18 protein-coding genes are annotated in these 20,201 nt (G+C 43.7%); 7 read left to right on the plus strand and 11 right to left on the minus strand.

Features of this window, described 5'->3' with window-relative positions; genetic code table 11:
* Nucleotides 1-273: 273 nt before the first annotated feature.
* From PY364_RS23470 to PY364_RS23495, 6 genes are all read right to left on the minus strand, one after another.
* A complete protein-coding gene (locus PY364_RS23470; protein WP_275526828.1) occupies nt 274-1,023 on the minus strand; it encodes a hypothetical protein in 750 nt (249 codons plus the stop codon).
* A 426-nt stretch (nt 1,024-1,449) separates the two neighbouring features.
* A complete protein-coding gene (locus PY364_RS23475) occupies nt 1,450-2,430 on the minus strand; it encodes an LD-carboxypeptidase (protein WP_275526830.1) in 981 nt (326 codons plus the stop codon).
* 207 nt (nt 2,431-2,637) lie between these two features.
* Entirely contained in the window at nt 2,638-3,399 is a 762-nt protein-coding gene (gene map, locus PY364_RS23480) for a type I methionyl aminopeptidase (protein WP_275526832.1), read from the minus strand.
* 17 nt (nt 3,400-3,416) lie between these two features.
* Complete coding sequence (locus PY364_RS23485; RefSeq protein ID WP_275526834.1) at nt 3,417-4,490, minus strand: glycosyltransferase family 4 protein; 1,074 nt, start codon at nt 4,488-4,490, stop codon at nt 3,417-3,419.
* 65 nt (nt 4,491-4,555) lie between these two features.
* On the minus strand, nt 4,556-5,935 hold the full coding sequence (locus PY364_RS23490; protein WP_275526836.1) for a glutamate-cysteine ligase family protein: 1,380 nt from the start codon (nt 5,933-5,935) through the stop codon (nt 4,556-4,558).
* Between the two features lie 77 nt (nt 5,936-6,012).
* Nucleotides 6,013-7,302 (minus strand): HEAT repeat domain-containing protein, encoded by a 1,290-nt coding sequence (locus PY364_RS23495; RefSeq protein WP_275526838.1) that lies wholly within the window; start codon nt 7,300-7,302, stop codon nt 6,013-6,015.
* Nucleotides 7,303-7,405: 103 nt separating this feature from the next.
* Between PY364_RS23495 and PY364_RS23500 the strand changes: the two genes are divergently transcribed.
* The gene (locus PY364_RS23500; protein ID WP_343278653.1) at nt 7,406-10,324 is read left to right on the plus strand and encodes a pentapeptide repeat-containing protein; all 2,919 of its coding nucleotides are present in this window, start codon (nt 7,406-7,408) and stop codon (nt 10,322-10,324) included.
* 107 nt (nt 10,325-10,431) lie between these two features.
* On the opposite strand, the gene PY364_RS23505 is transcribed toward PY364_RS23500, so the two are convergent.
* Nucleotides 10,432-11,256 (minus strand): hypothetical protein, encoded by an 825-nt coding sequence (locus PY364_RS23505; protein WP_275526840.1) that lies wholly within the window; start codon nt 11,254-11,256, stop codon nt 10,432-10,434.
* A 73-nt stretch (nt 11,257-11,329) separates the two neighbouring features.
* Here PY364_RS23505 and PY364_RS23510 point away from each other — a divergent pair, with 73 nt between their 5' ends.
* The 6 genes from PY364_RS23510 (at nt 11,330) to PY364_RS23535 (ending at nt 15,709) form a co-directional block, all read left to right on the plus strand.
* Complete coding sequence (locus tag PY364_RS23510; RefSeq protein WP_275526842.1) at nt 11,330-11,674, plus strand: hypothetical protein; 345 nt, start codon at nt 11,330-11,332, stop codon at nt 11,672-11,674.
* A 251-nt stretch (nt 11,675-11,925) separates the two neighbouring features.
* Nucleotides 11,926-12,891 (plus strand): tetratricopeptide repeat protein, encoded by a 966-nt coding sequence (locus PY364_RS23515; RefSeq protein WP_275526844.1) that lies wholly within the window; start codon nt 11,926-11,928, stop codon nt 12,889-12,891.
* Nucleotides 12,892-12,974: 83 nt separating this feature from the next.
* Nucleotides 12,975-13,232 (plus strand): hypothetical protein, encoded by a 258-nt coding sequence (locus PY364_RS23520; RefSeq protein WP_275526846.1) that lies wholly within the window; start codon nt 12,975-12,977, stop codon nt 13,230-13,232.
* A 286-nt stretch (nt 13,233-13,518) separates the two neighbouring features.
* On the plus strand, nt 13,519-13,956 hold the full coding sequence (locus tag PY364_RS23525; protein ID WP_275526848.1) for a hypothetical protein: 438 nt from the start codon (nt 13,519-13,521) through the stop codon (nt 13,954-13,956).
* A 160-nt stretch (nt 13,957-14,116) separates the two neighbouring features.
* Nucleotides 14,117-14,722: a DUF1517 domain-containing protein gene (locus tag PY364_RS23530; RefSeq protein WP_275570131.1), complete on the plus strand. Its 606-nt coding sequence runs from the start codon at nt 14,117-14,119 to the stop codon at nt 14,720-14,722.
* Between the two features lie 81 nt (nt 14,723-14,803).
* Nucleotides 14,804-15,709 carry a hypothetical protein gene (locus tag PY364_RS23535; protein WP_275570132.1) on the plus strand — a complete coding sequence of 302 codons (906 nt, stop codon included), beginning with the start codon at nt 14,804-14,806 and terminating at the stop codon, nt 15,707-15,709.
* 231 nt (nt 15,710-15,940) lie between these two features.
* On the opposite strand, the gene PY364_RS23540 is transcribed toward PY364_RS23535, so the two are convergent.
* The 4 genes from PY364_RS23540 to crtO all read right to left on the minus strand — a co-directional run bounded on the left by PY364_RS23540 (nt 15,941) and on the right by crtO (nt 20,164).
* Nucleotides 15,941-16,462 carry a hypothetical protein gene (locus PY364_RS23540; protein ID WP_275570133.1) on the minus strand — a complete coding sequence of 174 codons (522 nt, stop codon included), beginning with the start codon at nt 16,460-16,462 and terminating at the stop codon, nt 15,941-15,943.
* A gap of 203 nt (nt 16,463-16,665) precedes the next feature.
* Nucleotides 16,666-17,028: a hypothetical protein gene (locus PY364_RS23545; RefSeq protein ID WP_275570134.1), complete on the minus strand. Its 363-nt coding sequence runs from the start codon at nt 17,026-17,028 to the stop codon at nt 16,666-16,668.
* A 179-nt stretch (nt 17,029-17,207) separates the two neighbouring features.
* Nucleotides 17,208-18,317, minus strand: a complete 1,110-nt coding sequence (locus PY364_RS23550) for a saccharopine dehydrogenase NADP-binding domain-containing protein (RefSeq protein WP_275570135.1) — start codon at nt 18,315-18,317, stop codon at nt 17,208-17,210.
* A 158-nt stretch (nt 18,318-18,475) separates the two neighbouring features.
* Complete coding sequence (gene crtO, locus PY364_RS23555; RefSeq protein WP_275570136.1) at nt 18,476-20,164, minus strand: beta-carotene ketolase CrtO; 1,689 nt, start codon at nt 20,162-20,164, stop codon at nt 18,476-18,478.
* Nucleotides 20,165-20,201: the final 37 nt, after the last annotated feature.

Below are 20,201 nucleotides of genomic sequence, written 5' to 3' on the forward strand. Positions count from 1 at the left end.
AAACTCCTTGTAACGCCGCCCTCTGGGCGGTAAACATACCGCCCAGAGGGCGGCGTTACGTGATTCGTGCGTAAGTCCTGTTGTATAGCAACAGCCAAGGAGGCTAGGACATTCTGAATTCATGAAACCGTTCGGCTGAGCGCTCACGGCGAAGCAATTGATTCTATTCCCTTCTCCCCTTCTCCCCTTCTCCCCTTCTTCCCTTCTTCCCTTCTTCCCTTCTTCCCCTAGCCCCTAGCCCCTAGCCCCTAGCCCCTAGCTATAATTGTCTATCTACCTGCTAATGCAGACCCCGCCTACAGACACCCGGCATCGTTCCCTGGGGTCTTCCGCCGTAACAGAGTCTAAATCTTTAGTGCGAGAATTGTAATTATAATCCCCAGCAGGGATCGCACGAGTCGGTTGAGCGCAATGGGTGGACTCGTCACGATCTTCACTAAACGTTACCCTGACCATAGTACGCCTCAAACGGCAGTCCAAAGGTCGCAGTCCAAACTCATCTTCTAGAAACTTTTCTCTGTCATCGCGACTGTTATCTCCCCGATTGTTCCGGCTATTTCTAGTATCGCGATCGCGATCGCCATCAATACCCGAAACTTCTAATGTATATCTACTATTACGGGAAGCATCTTTAGCTAATACCAGTAGTTTATAATCGCCAGATCTGGGTATGCGATAGGTAAAAGAATTCTCTTGGGAATAAGCCAATTGTTTGTTACTATCTGCATGAAACAGAACTAACACCGGAGAAAATCCACCTCTGTCCATATCTAAATTAATTTCAATTTCATCTCCGGCCTCAGCGCTAAAAGTGTACTCTTGACCGCGCAATTGCTCTAAAGGAGTGCCGGGACTCCACATATTCCGAAAGCGGTAGGTAGGAGAGTTGCTGCGAATTACGCCATCGATAGGATCGTTATTCCGCACTTCTTCGGCCCCAGCGCTTGAGGAAATGCCTGTTAGCGCCATGCCTGCAATTAATACGCTTGCAGCAATACTACTGAAAAATTTACGTCCGTTCATAGAGCCTCCAAACAGGGAAAATCTCTGCCTTTTATTCGCCTGCATCTCAATTTATAATCTAGTTTCAGTCTAATTTAGTTACTACAGTGTTTACCTCCCTCAACCGGGCTATTTACGCAATGAAAATTAGAGAAGTAAAGTTATAATTTCTAGCCATAATTTGGTCGGTGGGCGCTGCCATAATACCAAATCCGGGTTAGTCATCCCCTTTATTAGTAATTCTGTCGTCATTGCGAGCCAAGCGCAGCGCGTCAAGCGAAGCGCAGTTGCGAGGAACGAAGCAAGCCCGAAGCAATCGCAGAGACTAGGCGATTGCTTCGCTTGGCTCGCAATGACAATCAAGGGGGTAGTAAACCCGGATTTGGTATAATTTATCTCCGCAGCGATTGATATTATTCATTGGCAACGCCCACCCTACGTTCAATTCTAGCCGCAACTTAAAACTCCAGAGTCAGCGTCAAGCTGAGCGGGTATTCCCACAGGTAGAGCAGCATTGGGGCCATCGTGGCCGAAGGGTAGGTTAGAGACAATAGGAATATTTAAGTCCGCAAGGCGATCGCGCAATACTTCTTCAACGGTAAAACTAAGAATATCAGGAGTTGCCTCACAGCGGCTAAATCGCCCTAAAGCAATACCTCGAACACCTGAAAAAGCCCCCATCATCCGCCACTGAGTCAACATCCGATCGATCCGGTAAGGGGCCTCAGTAACATCTTCAAAAGCGAGAATTACATTGGTTAAATCCGGTTGATAGGGAGTTCCCAATAGGTGAGTCGCAACAGTAAGATTTGCCGGCAATAGCACGCCTGTCGCTCGTCCGCCGCCCCAACCTTTACCCTGTAAAGGTTTTAAAGCTCTGCCTTCCACTAAGTCAAACAATCGCTCAATAGACCAGTCTGGCTCAGAGGCCAAAGTTGTCAACAGCGGGCCATGAACTCCCCAAATGCCAAGATGAGCGTGATTCCAAAGTAAAGCCGTAATGTCAGAAAAGCCTATCAACCATTTGGTAGTTGGTAATTGGTAATTGGTAATTGGTAATTGGTAATTGGTAATTGGTAGTTGGTAATTGGTAGTTGGTAATTGCTCACCATCTCCCCGTCTCTCCTGCTCCCCTGCTCCCCATCTCCCCATCTCCAATAAGCGAGTGCTGCCATAACCGCCTCTAGCACAAAGAATTGCACGACATTCTGAATCTTTGAGAGCATCAGTAAGTTGGCGGAGGCGGGTGTCATCGGTGCCGGCTAAATAACCCCAGCGGGAGTCGAAACCGGGGGTAAGTTCAACTCTATAGCCGCGCGATCGCCAAATTTCAACACCTTTATCAAAAGCTTCAAATTCTCGCAAACAACCACTCGGAGCAATTACCCGCAATAAATCTCCCTCTTGCAGCCATTTTCTTTCACTCATATAGCAATTTTCAAGTAGGTACTACATTTAATTAGCAATTAGGACTTTATTAACTGTTATACCAATTATGCAAAGTAATTAACGTAACGCCGCCTTCTAGGCGGTAAAGAAACCGCCTAGAAGGCGGCGTTACAGATACTTTTGCGTAAGTCCTGCATTAGCAATTAGCAATTAGCCATTAGCCATTCCTACAAAGATTGCCATATATCAAGGCAAAGTTAGAATTTCAACACCAGATGCAGTAACAGCTACAGTATGCTCAAATTGAGCGGTAAGTTTACCATCTTGGGTGACAGCAGTCCAACCGTCATCAAGGATCTCAACTTCCCAAGTACCCTCATTAATCATCGGCTCAATCGTAAATACCATCCCTTGTCTGAGACGTTTACCTGTCCCCCGTTTGCCATAGTGTAAAATTTCTGGCACAGTGTGGAAAATGCGATGAATTCCGTGCCCTGCGAAATTCTGCACTACAGAAAATCCTTCAGCTTCAGCATATTCTTGGATAGCTGCGCCTATGTCACCGATGCGAGCTCCTGGCTTCACTTCCGCAATTCCTCTTCTGAGACATTCCTCTGTTACTTCTACCAGTTTCTTTGTTTTCGGTGCAGGTGTTCCTACAAAAAAAGTTTTAGAAGTATCACCATGAAAACCTTCAACAATTGGCGTTACATCGATATTGATAATATCGCCTTCTTTGAGAATTTGTTTAGAATTGGGGATGCCATGACATACTACTTCATTGACGCTAGTGCAGATAGATTTAGGAAATCCCTTATAGCCTAATGGTGCACTTTTAGCGCCATGAGCTAAAGTCCAGCGTTCCGCTTCGTCGTTAAGTTCTAGAGTGCTAACTCCTGGTTTTACCATCGGTTCGAGATGGTTAAGAAGTTCCGCCGCTAAGCGTCCGGCGTTACGCATTTTTTCCAATTCTCTACTCGATAAAAGCACTAAAGTATCACTTGTCATAGTTGTTTTTTCCTTGATTAATGCTTAGCCAACTTTGAATCTAAAATAGATTTGAACCAATGTTCAAAACGCGATCCTAAAGCTTCTAGTGAATATTCTGCCTCTGCTTGTTGTCGGCAAGCGCGGCGGTTAATCTCATCTAAACGCGCGATCGCACCTACCAATCCATCTACACTATCAGGTTCCACCAAAAACCCCGTCTGTCCATCTCTAACAATTTCCCCAGGGCCGCCTCGACTGTAGGAAATTACTGGCACTCCGCAAGCTAAAGCTTCGATCGCGACATTCCCGAAAGCTTCCACCCAGCGCGGTGTCATCAATAATGCTTTGCACTTACCGAGTTCGGCTTGTAGTTTAGCTGTTGTCAGAAATCCTAAATATTCTACCGGAGCTTGGGGGTAATCTGCACAAATTTTCTGCCAGTAATTTTCATCTTGGATTTTGCCCATAATTTTTAGGGGAATGCCAGTAATTTGAGCTGCGGCCACTGCATCTTCTAAACCTTTTTCGGGAGCAATACGACCTAACCATGCTAATTGAAATTCAGGTTGAGAGCAGAATTGGTACAAAGATAAGTCAATCCCGCTGCCCAAACATTTACACTCGCTAGCAAAAGGAAATGTTGCGGCTTGTGCTTCTGTGTAGACTCCTATTGTACCTGGAAATTGACTTGCTATTTGTCCGGCTATTCGATCTATTGTATCAGAGAGGGAACCCATGCTGATAAAATGAGCTATGGGAGTAATAAAAAATGGTGTTAAATAAAACGGCAACCAATCATAGGCAAAGTTAACGATTAAATCGTATTCAGCTTGATTTTTTCTCGCATATTCCCACATATTCGCGAGGACAGAATCTCCTGGCATCACAATAGGAATATTGCGGTCTAAGGTTTGGGCTGGGATCTGGAGTTCTCCCGCAATTTCGATGACGGTAATTTTTCCTAAAACAGAACCCATAGGAGCTACTACGTCTATTTTCATGCCACGTTGGTGCAATTCAAAGGCTATGTTTAATACAGTTAGTTCTACGCCGCCGCCTAGTCCCGAACCGAGCGGGCCGACTGATGTTGACATTAATAATAGTTTCATACAATTGGGTGATTGGTAATTGGTAATTGGTAATTGGTAATTTCGAGTTAAAGACACTTAAATGTTCAGCATTTAATTGTTAAATAGTCTAGTAGCATCTCCATTCCACGATCCTCAAAAATCCTACTTGCATCATCCCCTGGAGAGCAATATTCTCTACATCTGAAATCAAGTTTGGACAAATATTGTTCATACATTTGGAAACTATCTTTGGGAATTTTTGCGAGTAAGTCTAGTCCGATTTCTCCAAGATTCTTACCATTAATACTTTGCCTCAACCCATTATTTTGTGCGGCAATTACAGCAGATTTTACATCTTGGTACGTCCATAGCGAAGCATATTCAGATATTGATTCTAAATTTTCTATAATTAGATAACTAAATATCATCCAACTCAATTCTTCTTCATTACTTTGCATGGCGATCGGGCGCACTTCTAAAATCATATATTCTATGAGTTCTAGCAGTTTTTCATCGTTGTTTGAATGCACCGCACTCACTAAATCTGCATATTGAATTTCTGGATAAAAATTAAACTTTAAACGGAAATCCGGCCAATATAAGTATATAGCTAATTTTAAATCTTCCAACTCAATTTTTTGCTGAGATAATATACCATCCAAACTATAAAAATAAGCAGATTTCTCATTGATAAATTTGTTGGTTGTCAAAGACATATCTTGAGGATATAGATTCCTACCATCCCGGATTATTTCAAATAGAGAAACACTCCAGGTTCGGTTAATATAGTCACACAAACTTAGATAGGGTTTGATCGTTAATCCGCTCCTACAGTACATTCTTCCCCTAGCTATTTTTAAGTAGGCATAAAAACGCTGGCTTTTGTATGGCAGCTTTTTGCTGGCAGCTATAGAATCATTTGCACTTGCAGCCCACAAAAATGCTAGTAGCTGTAAAAATGTATTGGTAATCTCAAGAGTTTTTTCCTTAGAAACTTGAAAGTTAAATTGAACCGAACATATTCCGGGAAAGTTCTGAAAAATCCATTCTTTAGAGTCTTCTTCAATCATATTCTTCCAGATGATGTGATGACCCTTCTTGGATATTAAATCCTGAAGTTGAGCCGATATTGGTTGAGTGCCATAACCAAGTACCTTAAGATGATTATTTTTGATCTTTGGTAACAACACAGAAGACTTGAAATCATGCCAATATTTTATTGCTTCATCAATGGAATTTACTGGTGCTAAAGCAACTTCAAGGGTACATACTCCAACATCAGTGCTAACTACTTCCAATCCCTCAGAAGTTTCTCTACCTACACTTATTAAAGCTTCTGTATTTGGATCGAATTTTTTACTCCACCCCTGTTCTGAAAAATCCTGTAATAGCTTTTCTACATCATCAAAGCCAGCAGCTAAACCATCTTGCTGAACCAAAGGCATTTCTAACTCAAGACCAATTTTTTTAATTAGTTTGTTCATTATGTAACTCTCGTATTTTTGTTGTGGTTGTACACTTTAGCAAATAGTCGAGACAGCCTTAGCGATTGCTATAATAGCTAGCTATCATCTGAGTTATTGTCAGTTAAATTGGTGAAATTTGACCGAGAGGGTCTGTCATTTCCAGAAATAGGACGATTGCGGTTTAATTGAGTTAATGCCCAACGGGCTGTTTCCTGAACTTCTACATCGGGATCGTCGGCGGCACGTTGCAATAAGTGGCTAACTTGATTGAATAACTCATAAATCCGCGTTAGATCCCGAATGGCATTTTTACGGACTTCGGCGTTTTCATTTTGTAATGATATCAGCCAAGCGCGATTCATGGGTTTGAGAGTTTTAATGCCGATTTCTGACAAACTTGACAAAATTAAGCTGTGCTGCTTGGAGTCTGAGTTAAGTAACAGATTCACTAAGGGGCCAATGGCTCTAGAATCTCCTCGATACCCTAGTTCCCAAATTGCTTTATGCCGTTTGGTGGGATGGGGGTGAGCTAAATCTTTGATCAGTTGGTCAATAAGATTAATTTTAGTTGGATCTGAGGTTTCTTCAACAAAAATATTTGCTGTATGATTAAATGGCTCTGTGGGATTGAATTTTTCCGAAAAGCTCACATCAGGATCGCTGTAGCTTTTACTATGATTTCCTGGGGAAAAAGCCCCTGAATTGTCATCCGGGATCGCTGCTTCGGATTCGCTATCGTCAGGATCGACGATCGACGATGAAGGACGATCCGAGTTGTTGATCGCGCGATTCCTTGGTATTGCAGAGGTATAGGGTGGCGGATAAATTCCATTGGCTGTATTCGGAAAAACGGCCTCCTCTGGGTCATCTTGAGAGTTGTTTCTGAGTTGATTTCTTTGAGGCTTGCGTTTGCGAGCGATCGCGACTTTTCGCTGCAAATTCTCAGATTCACCGCTACTAACAAGTTTGAGCAAAATAAACACTGCCGCACCTGTTACTAAAAATGCTGCCAAACTCAATAGAAATAAGCTCCGCTGCCTTAGCAGAACCCGAATTATGGCACTTACTGATTTAGGAATTCGAGAATTAGAAGAGTTAGTTTTTTCTTGTTTGGGAGCTGGAGTAGGTTTCCCTTTATTGGGGGTTGAGGTAGGTTTTGGTTGCCCAGGAGAAGGCTCCTGAGCGGCAACAGAGGCAATCGCGAAGACAATCGCTTGCGAATTGATAATTATGCCCTGAGTCCCGTCAGCCGCACTTGCGGAGGTGGGAATTTGATTGTACAAACCTGTAGAGGAGCGATCGCTCCCTCCCCTGCTCGGAGTAGGGGCAAAGCTTAGACAGACAATGCAAGTAAGTAAACACAAACTGGAGCGGTAGTGCGCCATAAGACTCAATCGGGGTTTTGAGGGGCAACGCCGCGTGACGGGCTTTGGTGTAACCTTGAGCTAGCTCAATCCTAGCTGCTATGCACCCAACTAACTAACGAGCGTGAAACGATATAGAACAGTGGCGGTTGGTAAGAAAGTAGAATGCAGAAAGTTTATTACCACTGAGCCGCTGGGGAAAAGTGGAGAAACGGCTGAACAAAAAGTTTGGGATGCCGCCCGCCTTGCCTTTGCCGATCGCGACTGCATTGCCTACTGGCGCTATCCTATTTTTTCTAAGGTAGGCGAGTTTCGTAAAGAGCCTGATATTCTCATTGCTGATTTGAAACTGGGCTTAACTATTATCGAGGTCAAGTCGATCGTAATTGACCAAATTGTAGCGATTAATGGTCACAAATGGGAATTCCAAAATTTTTACACTACTGGTGGCAATCCTTATCAGCAAGCTGAAAATCAATTATTTGCAATTCTTGGGTACTGCGATCGCGAAATGGCTCTGCGCGATCGTGTCAGGGGGCGCGCGATCGTTGCTTTGCCCCTAATTACTCAGCATCAATGGCACGAAAAACAGTTTAACAAACTTCCGAGTTGTCCGCCGATCATTTTTAAAGACGATCTCGAAAGCGATTTAGGATTGGGGACTAGAGACTGGGAACTAGGGACTGGGGAAGTGGGAATTTCTTCCCGTGCAAAACAATCGCTAATTCAGATAATTGAACAAATCACTCCAGTTATTAAGGGAAATAAACTTAGCGACGAACAGTGGAAACTATTGCAAGCTGTCATCAGCGGCACGCCGATTTTTCGTCCGCCCCCTCGAAAATTTTATTTAGGAAAAACGAGAGCATCTGGAGAAGAATCAAATTCTATAATCCACAATTCACCCTCTTTATCTCTTCTTGTTAAAGGCGAACAGAAAACTTTAAATCCTATCCCTCGCGCAGAAGTTTTAGCCAAATTACAAAATCAGTTATTAACACTAGATTTACAGCAAGAACACATCGGCAAAGAAATTCCTCCAGGGCCGCAAAGAATTAGGGGCATTGCTGGCTCAGGCAAAACAGTTTTGCTCTGTCAAAAAGCGGCTATTATGCACTTAAAGCACCCAGATTGGGATATTGCCTTAGTATTTTTCTCCCGCAGTTTATACGAAACAATTATCGAAATACTGGATAAATATTTGCGTCGATTTAGTTATGGTGAAATCGGATATAACCAAAATAATGCAAAGTTACGAGCTTTCCATGCTTGGGGTGCAAAAAATCAACCGGGACTCTACAGCACTCTTTGCCGAGCAGCAGGAGTCTGGTCTTTGAGCGTTAACGATACTGAATTTCAGCAACCCAATGAAGCTTTAGCTTATGTTTGCAGTCATTTATTGAAATCGGCAAAAATTCCTCAAATATTTGATGCGATCTTGATTGATGAAGGTCAAGATTTGATTGTAAACGATGAATTAAAGTTTGAGGGTAAACAGCCTTTTTATTGGATGGCATACCAAGCTTTACGACCTGTAAATTCTCCGATGATTTCCCCAGAAATAGGCGGATTTTTTAGTTCAGATTTACGGCGCTTAATTTGGGCTTATGATGAAGCCCAAAGTCTTGAAAGTCTAAATATTCCAACTGCAAGCGAGTTATTTGGCGACGATTTAGGACACTTGGTCAGTGGCGAGTATGGCAACGGTATTAAAAAGACTGAAGTTATGCACAAATGCTATCGCACTCCCGGCCCAATTCTGACAGCGGCTCATGGTATTGGGATGGGTTTGTTACGGTGGGAGGGAATGCTAACTGGCATTACTCGCGTTGAAGATTGGGAAGCGATTGGCTATGAGGTAATGGGGGATAATTTAGCAATGGAAAACTTGGAAGATTTAACAGATAATTCATCAATTATTGGCACAAATAATTTATCGATTGACAAATTTAAAAATGGTCAAAAAATCACTCTTTACCGCCCTTCTAAAAATTCTCCAAATCTAGTCCCTGAGTTGTGGGGAAGTCCAGTTTTAGAGTTTCAAGCTTATCATTCTCGCATCGAAGAATTGACAGCGCTTGCCGATAATATTCTCTATAATTTAAAGGTGGACAGTCTTCGACCTTCGCGGGAAATTTTGGTAATAGTTTTAGGCTCTAGTTTTGAAGCAATGGAACTAGAAACCTATGTTGCTAATTTCTTGATGGAACGAGGAATTGATGTCTATATTCCTAGTACGCCAGAGTGCAATATTTTGAAGCCAGATAAAGAAAGTCGCGATCCAAATCGCTTTTGGTGTGAAGGCGGCGTAACCGTGTCTCGGATTCATCGCGCTAAGGGAAATGAGGCTGATATGGTGTATGTTATTGGCTTTGATAATGTAGCTAAAGATGAGAGTAATTTGAGTTTGCGAAATCAGTTATTTGTAGCTCTAACTAGGGCAAAAGGTTGGCTAAGATTGAGCGGTATTGGTGCTTATCCAATGTATGAGGAAATGTGGCGGGTGATGGAGAGTGGGGATACTTTTAGTTTTACTTTTAAGCGCAAGCCAAAGCGAGAGATAAGTGTTACAGATACCGGGGAAATATTGCGCCGCTATGGGGATGGAGATAGAAATTTTCAAGGGATAAATTTGGCTGGTGTGGAGTTAGTGGGGGTGAATTTACAGAATGCCAATTTGATTGGTGCTAATCTTCAGGATGCCGATTTAAGGAATGCTAAGTTAGATGGTGTAAGGTTGGTAATTGCTAATTTGAGTGAGGCGGATTTGAGTGGTGCTAGTTTAAGGAAGGCGAAGTTGGTCGGGGCAATTTTAAATGATGTACAATTGAATCATGCTGATTTAAGTCGGGCGGATTTAAGTGATGTTCAGTTGATGAATGGGCAGTTAGTTGGTGCTATTTTGAAAGAGGCTAATTTGAGTGGTGCCGATTTAAGTGGGGCTAATTTACAGGGTGCTAATTTAGAGGCAGTTAATTTTAGTGATGTAAATTTGACGGGGGCGATTATGCCGGATGGAACTATTTTTAGTGGTTTTATCTAAAAGGAGTTGATATGAACTTACGACCAAAAACAACAGCGATGCCTGCGGCTGGCTTCGCCTACGCGCCTTGGGAAAGGAAGGGCGATCGCACAATACCTACAAAAGAATTAAAGCTGGCTGATAAACTCATCCAGAGTCGTACAAGTCCAAGCTTGGCGAAGCAACGCCCGCAAATTTTCAGGCGTTAACCCCTCACCCTCAAGTTTTGGGTTTACCTCTGGTGGTACAGAGTTAAACCTGACTTCTAAGGCATCGAAAATAGAAGTTTTCAAGGCTTGTTTTTGTCCTTTTTCTACTCCTTGTTGAATGATATCCTGATAAATGACTGACTCGCGCATAATGTCCTCCCGGAACAATTGTTTGATTAAGCTTTTTTCAAAGCGCAAACCTGCTAAGATTTCGCTACAGGCTGCAATCTGACCCCGTTCTGCTGATGGCTCAATTTTAGCTAATTCTTCCCCAACTTTACTGAGCAAGCGTTCTGGGGTGTCTGTCTGGCACAGAGCCGCTAAGGGCAAGAGAGCGGGATTGTGTAATAATGGTTCTGGGTCTTGCTGCCACATTCGGATGATTTGATAGCGATGTCTCGTGTTTTCTACACGAAATTGGTCTTTTAATCGATTAGCAGCAGAGGTTTCTTTGAGGATGACGAGTGCTTGTGTGATGGGCACTCGATACCGCCGATAAAGTCTTACCCAGTAGTCTAACATTCTTAGGGGTAAAGGTGTTTCGCCAGCTACGTTGACCTCGAATTCTAAGTGGAGAATTCGTTCTTGGGTGCGTAAAAAGGTGAGATAATCGGCTCGGATGGGTTCAATTGCTAATTCGGTTTTTAGGATTTCAACAGATGTCGGGGTTTGTCCTAATATCCAGGTGGCAAATTCTGCTGGGTATTTTTCCGAGAGATATTTGCAGGCATTGTCATAAGACATTCAAGGAATTTAAGTTGTGATTGGTACGTTTTTATTATTAGACTAATAAATATGATATTCAGGAGAAAAATCTATGAGTGTAGAACGGTGGGATGACGATCGCTTAGATCGTTTAGCTAATACAGTAGAAAGTATTGGCGATCAGATGAGTGCTTTCGGCGATCGCATGAAAGCTTTCGATATTCGCATGGATGCTCTAGGTGCTAAATTAGAAGTCACGGCGAGTATAGCAGATAGTAATGCGCGGGTGATTCAAGCTTTAGCAAATGTGGCAGCAGAGGCCAGGGAAGAACGACAACAATTATTTGAGAGAATGGAGCGACATGAGGCGAAGATGGAGGGTTTAAGAATTGAGACAGCACGGATGCTTGATATTCTATTAAATCAACGGAATCAGGGGGATAATCCTACTGCTTAATTTAATAATACGTGAGTTCGACGGGGGTTAAAACTCCCGCCTCAAAGATTAAGTCCTCTAAAGAGGACTAAGGAAAAATCATTAGTTTTTTAGTCCTCTTTAGAGGACTTAAATTATTAGACAGGGGTTTTAACCCCTGGCGGCTTTCGGATGGCGGTTGACACCAATGGTGAGAACAAAAATCAGCCTCAAAGTTAGCTAAACTAAAAGTGATTGCTTCTACCTAAAGTTTGAGATTGAGGTTGTATTCTGTGAAATCACCCCTCCGGTTACTCGCTCTGGTGTTAACTTTGTCTCTGGCTGGGACTCTAAATGGCTGTTCCCCAAGCATTGACCAGCTATTTCAACAGGGGAATGCTGCCCTAAGTGCTGGTAATTACACTCAGGCTGAATTGATCTGGCGTAGGGTAATTCAACTTAACCCCAAATCTGCTTATGCTTACTTCGGTCTGGGTAATGCGCTGAGTAACCAAGGGAAACTAGAAGATGCGAGCGCCGCCTACCGCCAAGGCATACAACTTGACCCCAAAAATGCCGATGCTTACATTGCTCTGGGCAATACGGTGTATAACCAAGGGAAACTAGAGGAAGCGATCGCCGCCTACCGCCAAGCTATCCAACTTAACTCCAAATCTGCCGTAGCTTATTACGGTCTGGGTGTTGCGCTGGGAAAGCAGAAGAAACTAGAGGAAGCGATCGCCGCCTACCGCCAAGCTATCCAACTTGACCCCAAATTTGCTTTAACTTATTACGGTCTGGGTGTTGCGCTGGGAAAGCAGGGGAAACTAGAGGCAGCGATCGCCGCCTACCGCCAAGCTATCCAACTTGACCCCAAAAATGCCGATGCTTACATTGCTCTGGGCAATGCGGTGTATAACCAAGGGAAACTAGAAGAGGCGATCGCAGCCTTCCGCCAAGGCATCCAACTTGACCCCAAGTCTGCCAGAGCTTACAACAATCTGGGCTTTGTTCTCACAAAGCAGGGGAAACTAGAGAAGGCGATCGCTAGCTTCCGCAAAGCTATTGAACTTGAGCCTAAATTCACCCCGGCTTATAGCAATTTGGGCAGTGTGCTGATAGATCGGGGGAAACTAGAGGAAGCGATCGCCGCCTACCGCCAAGCTCTGAGTTTGCCAGACGATAAGTCTGGAACTTCACTACAGCAGCAAGACGATTTAGAAGCAGCCATTGAAGAGTATAAAAACCGCTCCAAATAGACCCCAATTTTTTCTCTGCCAGCAACAACCTCAAAGAAGCAGAACGGCTGTTGATCCTACGGTAAAATCTCCAAGTAGAAGCAATGGACGATCGCCAATACTTGCCTAAAAACGACCCATCCTTCCCCATTTTGCGCCCAGTCCTACTCATCAAAGCCGACTTTTCCAGCCGCGAGAGACAGGGAAGCGAGTATGGCACTGGCTTAGTCATCCAGCGAGACGGCAACCGCACCTTAATTATCACTAACCGCCACGTCATCTTTGACCAAGCCACACGAAAACAAGGCCAAAACATTCAAGTCGAATTTTTCCAGTTTCCCGCATTCAAGCGAGTTGGTTAGATGGAATTTTACCCCGCGATGCCATTATTGCGCTGATTTCTTTCTGTGCTGCTTCCTTTAGTTACCTGTTATATTTCATCCTTGATAATATTGCTAAATCAAGTACAAAGCCATGATTGAGCGAGCAATCTCCAGTTTTTATCATAGCGATCGCAGCAAAGCAATCTCCAGTCCTTGTTATTGCCAGAGAGGAGCGAGAAAATTAGTCTCAATTGCAAACGTTGATACATTTGTCAATGGCCTGTTACCATTATTGTCTTAATAATCTTTACAACCCCACAACATCATGAAAAAATTTAAAGTCTTAGCTACGATCGCCACTGCAACTGCGCTATCAGGCGCGATCGCTTTCGGTTCGGCAAATTCCGCCGCAGCCTGTCCATTCAGCGAATTAGGCGGTTCTAAATCTGCTGCTGGGCCAACATTTCCCGGTTCGGGCTCCGATAAAATGCACCCTTGGAATAAAGCTGCGATCGCGTTTGCAGGTATCGCCGGTATCCTGGGATTAGGTGTCGGCTATATGAGTTGTCGTGCCGGCCAGCAAGCAAAAGCTGCTTGTGCTGCTATGACTGACTCTTTTGACGATATTAACGAGCCAGAGGAGTTCGTTGCAGATGAACTTGTTTACAAACACCCGGAAGCGCCCGGAGGTGAACTTGATTTAGTTATACAGGAAGTTGTCAGCGATGACACTGCGGAAAAAGATGTTGCGATCGCAAAATAATTACTTTCATGCCAAAAAAACAGGCTATTTTCTCTCAAGCCTCCAGTTTGTAAGGCTGGAGGATTTTTGTATTGTCTTTAAATCAATCTCAGGGTAGACGGCAACTGTTCAACTCGCCGTTATAGTATAATAAGTAAAATAAAAGTTAAAATACTGGGTAATGAATTCTTGGCGCGATCGCTTTAATCAAATGACAGGTCAAACTCGACTCGTAGTTTGCCGCTTATTCGTTCATCTAGAAGGCGAAGAAGTTGCACCGCTATTAGGAGTTCTGAACCGCACGGCAAGACAAGCAATTGATGCCGAAGGTGACTTAGAAATTTTAGGACAAGGACTCGTAGAAATTTGCACTCAGCTATTACAGTATGATACATACTGGCGCTCTGCGGCTAATGAAGGTGACGTTTTTTATGATGAAAGTCAAGCTGCTGACTATGTAGATGAATTGTTTACTGATTCTGCTCAACGCTACTTGAGCGAACCAGATTTTAGCGGATATAATCAAGGGAAAGATGCTACTTTATCGTTGCCAGTAACTAAAAATTTGATTGCGATTATTACAGTTGCTTACGAGGGTGAAATACCTACTTTAGAAAATGATTTGGCGAGCATGACTGCTCTGAAAAACGGTTTAAAAGCACTGATTAACCTGCACTATCAAGAAAAACTACGGGCGATACAAGTTCACTTTTCTCCAGCACAGTTTGGAGATGAATTGACCGACGACCAAGTTTTGATGAATTTCCCTGAATTAATTCCCCTGTAGGGAGCAGAGGGAGCAATTAGCAATTAGCAATTAGCAATTAGCAATTAGCAACTAACAACTAACAACTAACAATTAACAATTATGCTGCGTAAGTTGACAATTTTTTTTATGGCCGTGAGCTTGTGTTTAACTACTATCGGCTGCGGTTCTTCTAATCCAAAGCCTAATGCAAATCAGAACATTAACAATACTTCCGCGCCTAATATAAATCGGAATGCTAACGGTAATTCGGCGGCAAATCGCTTAGCTCAGGGGCAATATCCCGTACAGCAAGCTACCTACAACGATGCCGATGGAGAATATACCCTAATGTTACTCAATACACCACAGGGAAGTGCTTCTACTTATCGGACAACGGATTTACAAATGGCTCGGCTAACTGATGAAGAAATTGCCGGCGGTAAGAAAAGTTATCTAAGTATAGAGGGCAATCAGCCGAGTTTGCACTTGACAGAAGACTTCAAAATTGAATACGTCCATAATGTCACTGAAACTGTGAGTAATCCTCAAACTGGTCAGACTGAAACTGTTGTAGTTAGGCAACAATCTAACTTCTGGGCACCGTTTGCAGGAGCCCTAGCAGGTCAAGCTTTAGGTAGTTTATTATTTACTCCCCGCTACTATGTTCCTCCTGTTTATCAGCCCGGAGTGATTATGACAGGATACGGCGGCTACGGTAATAGCTATCGGGAAGCTGTTCAGGGATACCAAACTCGCTACCAAGCGCCGCCTCCAGCAGTCAAAAACCGCCAAACTTTGCGGACAACAGGGGGGTTGCGATCGCCTTCAGTTAATAGACCAACTACTAGACCATCCTCGCCGGGAAATCGTTCTACAGGTTCCGGTTACGGCGGTAGCAACTTACGCCGATCGCCCTCTTCACAGCCTAGCCAAAACAACCGACAACCTAGTTTTGGTAGTGGTGGGCGATCTCGTCCCGCAACTCCCGCACGGCGCGGTGGTTTCGGTAGCGGTAGGCGGCGTTAAGTAGGACTTTGGGCGATCGCACTGCGGGCTAGGGCGTGTTTTCAAACTATAAATTTGATTTAGGGGCGAAGCATTCGGGCGATAAATCAGGGATTTGCGAACATCCTCATAGTCCAAAAAGACCAGAAAATACCTCTCCCTCTTCTTCCCTTCTTTCCCTAGCCCCTAGCCCCTAACCCCTAGCCCCTAACCGCCTTGGCGGTTGCTATACCAGTCTCACCGCGATCGCATTTAGCGTCCGTCTCTGTCAACATCCCCCGGAATTTTGCGCTCTACCTTATCCCACGCATCGCGGGCTGCATACTTCGCCTTTGCCCAACTTAAATTAGACTTACCCCGATTGCTTTCGTAATCCCGCTGTAAATCCGCCTCAGTCTCATCAAAACTCTTGCCACTAGCGCCGTAGCGGCTGTATCCCTCATATCCCGTGCGGTAAGCCGGTTGATAGTATTCATACTCTGTGTCTGAGTCTACATAAGGCCGAGTGTTATAATTCTGTTCCCAGTAAGCCTCTTCTTCCGTTGGATTAACCGATTCAGCCGCACCCTTACCCACCAAACCTCCAGCTACAGCACCCACAGCAGCGCCTACTACCGCCCCCACAGGCCCACCGATCGCGCCACCGATCGCAGCACCCGCAGCACCTGCACTGGCCGCACCAATACCCGTCCCCACTGGATGAGCTCCCGGTTCCCCAGAAATAGGGTCGAGATTTGGTTCTGGTTCTTTTGTAGTCTGTTTGATATCTGCCATGATATTTTTTCCTTTTTTGTAAGTAGAATCACTTTTCTATAATCTACTTTTCTAACCATGATAAAATCATCTTCCTCAAGGATGAATTAGCTCTACACTATTAGGAATATCAATTACAAATCAACCTTGAATTTCACTAATTCAAGGTTGATTGAAGCTAGCACATTAAATCTTGATACTGCAATCTACAGATATTGGATTTATTACTTACCCGTCAGTTGATCGATCGCTTCTTCCGCTTTTTCTAGTATGCCTTCTGGAGGATTTTCTTCCTGGTAAGACTGTAAATCATGTTCGTAAATCTTCTCTATTCCTACTAAAGGTCTTTCGGTCGCCTTAACCGCCTCTTCGTAAGCTTGATCTCGATTCGTGACCTCGCTATCTTCTGTAGAAAAACCATCGATTGTGTATTCTGTTTTCGTCTGGTTGCTACTTATGTCTACTATTGCAAAAGCAGGCTGTCCCGGCAATATCATTATACCTGCAAGACTGATTAAACTCATCATACACACCGCCAAAATACTTTTGCGGAATGCTTGTCCCAAAGTTGATAAAATTCCCTTCATGTAAATTATTCCTCGTAATTTTTCGTGATTTGCATTTATTACCCTATAGTATCTGCGAAGCTGTCTCAGTTGCTTCTATCTTTAGGCAGATCAAAGCAATCAGAAAAAATACGCACAAAAGAGTATTCCCAATTAAAACCAACAGTTAACAATTAAAACCAACAGTTAACAGTTAACAGTTAACAGTTAACAGTTAATAATTCTTGCTCAATCTTAAACCCTCGGCTTTCCATAGCTTGTTCAAACAAAGCAGTCGAAAGCGCCTGTTCTACAGGCCAAACTCCTGGCTGAGAGAGTTTACCATCTAATATCAATTGAGCAATTGTCCCCGTACCTACGCCAGTAGCTTCTGCGGCATTTTGATGTACTACTGTCGAGCAAACTTTAGCCTCATGACCATTTTTAATACCAGTTACTTCTGAACGCACTGCTACCCCAATCCCGCTAAACCGATTGCTGAAACTGGTCATAGCATAGCTGACGCGAGACAAAAATTCGATCACATTATTATTCTTAAGCCAACTATCCGGCCAGTAGTTAGCAACAAACCAGGTAAGGTGATTGTAAAGGTCAGGATTAGTACCGAATTTGGTAATTACAGTTTTAACTGGGAAGGATTCAGGTAAAGTAATAGATTCTGGCATATCAAACCAGTAAACACCTGTTTTGTTGTAGGGTTCGGGAAATTCAACTGTTTCGCGATCGCTATAAGGTTTAACAGTTTTCCACTTGCTATCTAACCATACTTCAAAAGGAGTTTGTAAACCTAAAAATGTAGTTCGCATTACGGTAACGCCAGCACCACCTGAACCTCCGACAACATAACTCAAGTGGATGCGTTCTGCCTCATCCAATTGTTCCACATCTCGGCGCACCATACTATTAGAAACTCCTGGGAAAATTCCTGTATTAATAATAGCTGTAATGCCAGCATTTTTAGCCGCATCCCGGTAGTCTAAAGCTCTGCGAGTGAAGCTGCGACTGTCGCTGACATCGAGATAGTTAACGCCTTCATCAATGCAAGTTTTGAGTACCGAAGCGTCGCGGTGGTGAAAAGGGCCCGCAGTATGGATGACGAGATTAGAAGCAGCAACAGCTTTTTGCAAAGCTTCTTTATCCGCTAAATTTAATAGCAGATATTCCGTCTCTGGTGCAGGCGTATTAGCAGCTATTCCCGCTGTATCGCGTCCAGTAATAGTAATTTGCGCCTGAGTATGGGCGGCCAAATCTAATGCCACGCTGTTGCCAATTCGCCCCCGGCCTCCAATAATCAAAACCCGGTCTGTCATTTCTCAAAAATAGGTAACGCCAATCTTATCCTCTCAAATTTTGGTCAGCTTTTTCATCTGCATAAAGGCTGATTATGACTTCATAACTAAAAGTCCGCCTATGCGGACTTTTTTTCTGTAGTTACGCTTTGAACTGCCGAGTCTTATTCAGTGAGTTTTTAACTACCAAAAACAGACTTTGCCGTAGATTTCAGCGAATTAGCCGCATCTGCCAAAGTCTGTACAATTGGTTGCTGCGAGTGCAAAAAAACGCGAGCACAATTGCGTCCCGGCATCCCCGAAATCGAACCGCCGGGATGCGTTCCCGCACCTGTTAAATACAACCCTTCAATCGGCGTTTTGTAATTCGCTAACTCTGGCAAAGGACGGAAAAATATCATCTGATCCAGCGTCATATCTATATGGTAATAATTACCTTTCAAAGCCCCCAATCTCTCTCCCAACTCTGCCGGACTTTCCACATGACGGCCGATAATTGCATTCTTGATATTGGGTGCATATTCTGCTAACTTATCAATGCAACGATCGGCTACTTTGTGCTTCAATTCATCCGTCCAACCAGTTCCATACAAACCAGTACCCTCAGCATTTTCTATCTGATAAGGAGCAAAAAACTCAATCCAGACAGTATGTTTACCAGGAGGGGCCATTGACGGGTCTAGCATCGTCGGTACTACCACATACATTGAAGGATCGGAGTCAGGAATTTTGCCAATAGCGGGTTCAGTGTGAGCAATTTCAACGTGCTTCACGGAATCAGCAATTAATACTGAACCGATCAGATATTCATCCTGATGATTGTACCTTTCAAACCGGGGCGCTTCACTGAGAGCTAAATCTATCTTGAGAATAGTCTCATTGTTATTAATTATTTTGCGCTCTAGGCGTTCTCGCAAATTGCGATCGGCACTATCAACATCCCTGTCATCTATTAAGTGCAAAAACAAGCGTTTAGCATCTATATTAGAAATAACACCTTTTGTAGCTCGATATTCTACGCCTCCGGCAACTCGAACTCCTACAGCGCGGCCATCATCAACTAAGACTTTTTCAACGTGCTGGTCAGTGAGGATTTTACCTGCGTAACTCTGCACTAAATTAACTAATGCTTTCACTAATGAACCCGTACCTCCTCGCGGTCTGGCCATGCCGGGATTGTGCCGCATTGCCATCATAATTGCACCTACAGCAATGGTTTTTTGAGAGGGAGGTGCGCCGAGTTCTGCTGCGAGTCTTGCTAAGGGTGCTTTCAGAAATTCCGAATCAAACCACTCGTTAAGAATGTCCTCCGCGCTGTTGAGCATAGTACGGATAAAATCAAAGGTTTTATCTGGGGAACCGATGACTGAAAACAAGTCTTTGAGTTTTTGAATGTCATAGTTACCAGCAATATCTACTATTGATTTTGGTGGTGCATTAAACATCGGAATCATAGCACTTAGCGCCCGCTGCCAAAAGTCAGTATATTCAGCATATTTTTGAGCATCGCGAGTGCTATATCGGGCTATTTCTGCACAGGTTTTTTCTATAGATTTATGGGCTAAAAAGTATTTGCCATCTGGGTTGGGGCAAAATACAACTGGATCGCAAAACAGATATTCTAATCCATATTTACCCAGTTCTAATTCTTCAATAACAGGCCCTAAATGGATAAATTCGTGGTCGATCGCACAGAGATTGAATTTAAAATCTGGTAGTTCAGGAATGGCGGCTTCGGTTGTAGCGGCCCCTCCTGGTACGGAGCGTTTTTCGAGTAGCAGGACGCTATATCCTGCCTTAAGGAGGTAAGCAGCACAGGTTAGCCCGTTGTGTCCGGCTCCGATGATAATGACATCATAGGTTTCCATAGTTGAAGTTCTGGGGGTGGTAAATTAAGTTAATCTT

Source organism: Kamptonema sp. UHCC 0994 (assembly GCF_029167235.1).
GTDB lineage: Bacteria > Cyanobacteriota > Cyanobacteriia > Cyanobacteriales > Microcoleaceae > Kamptonema.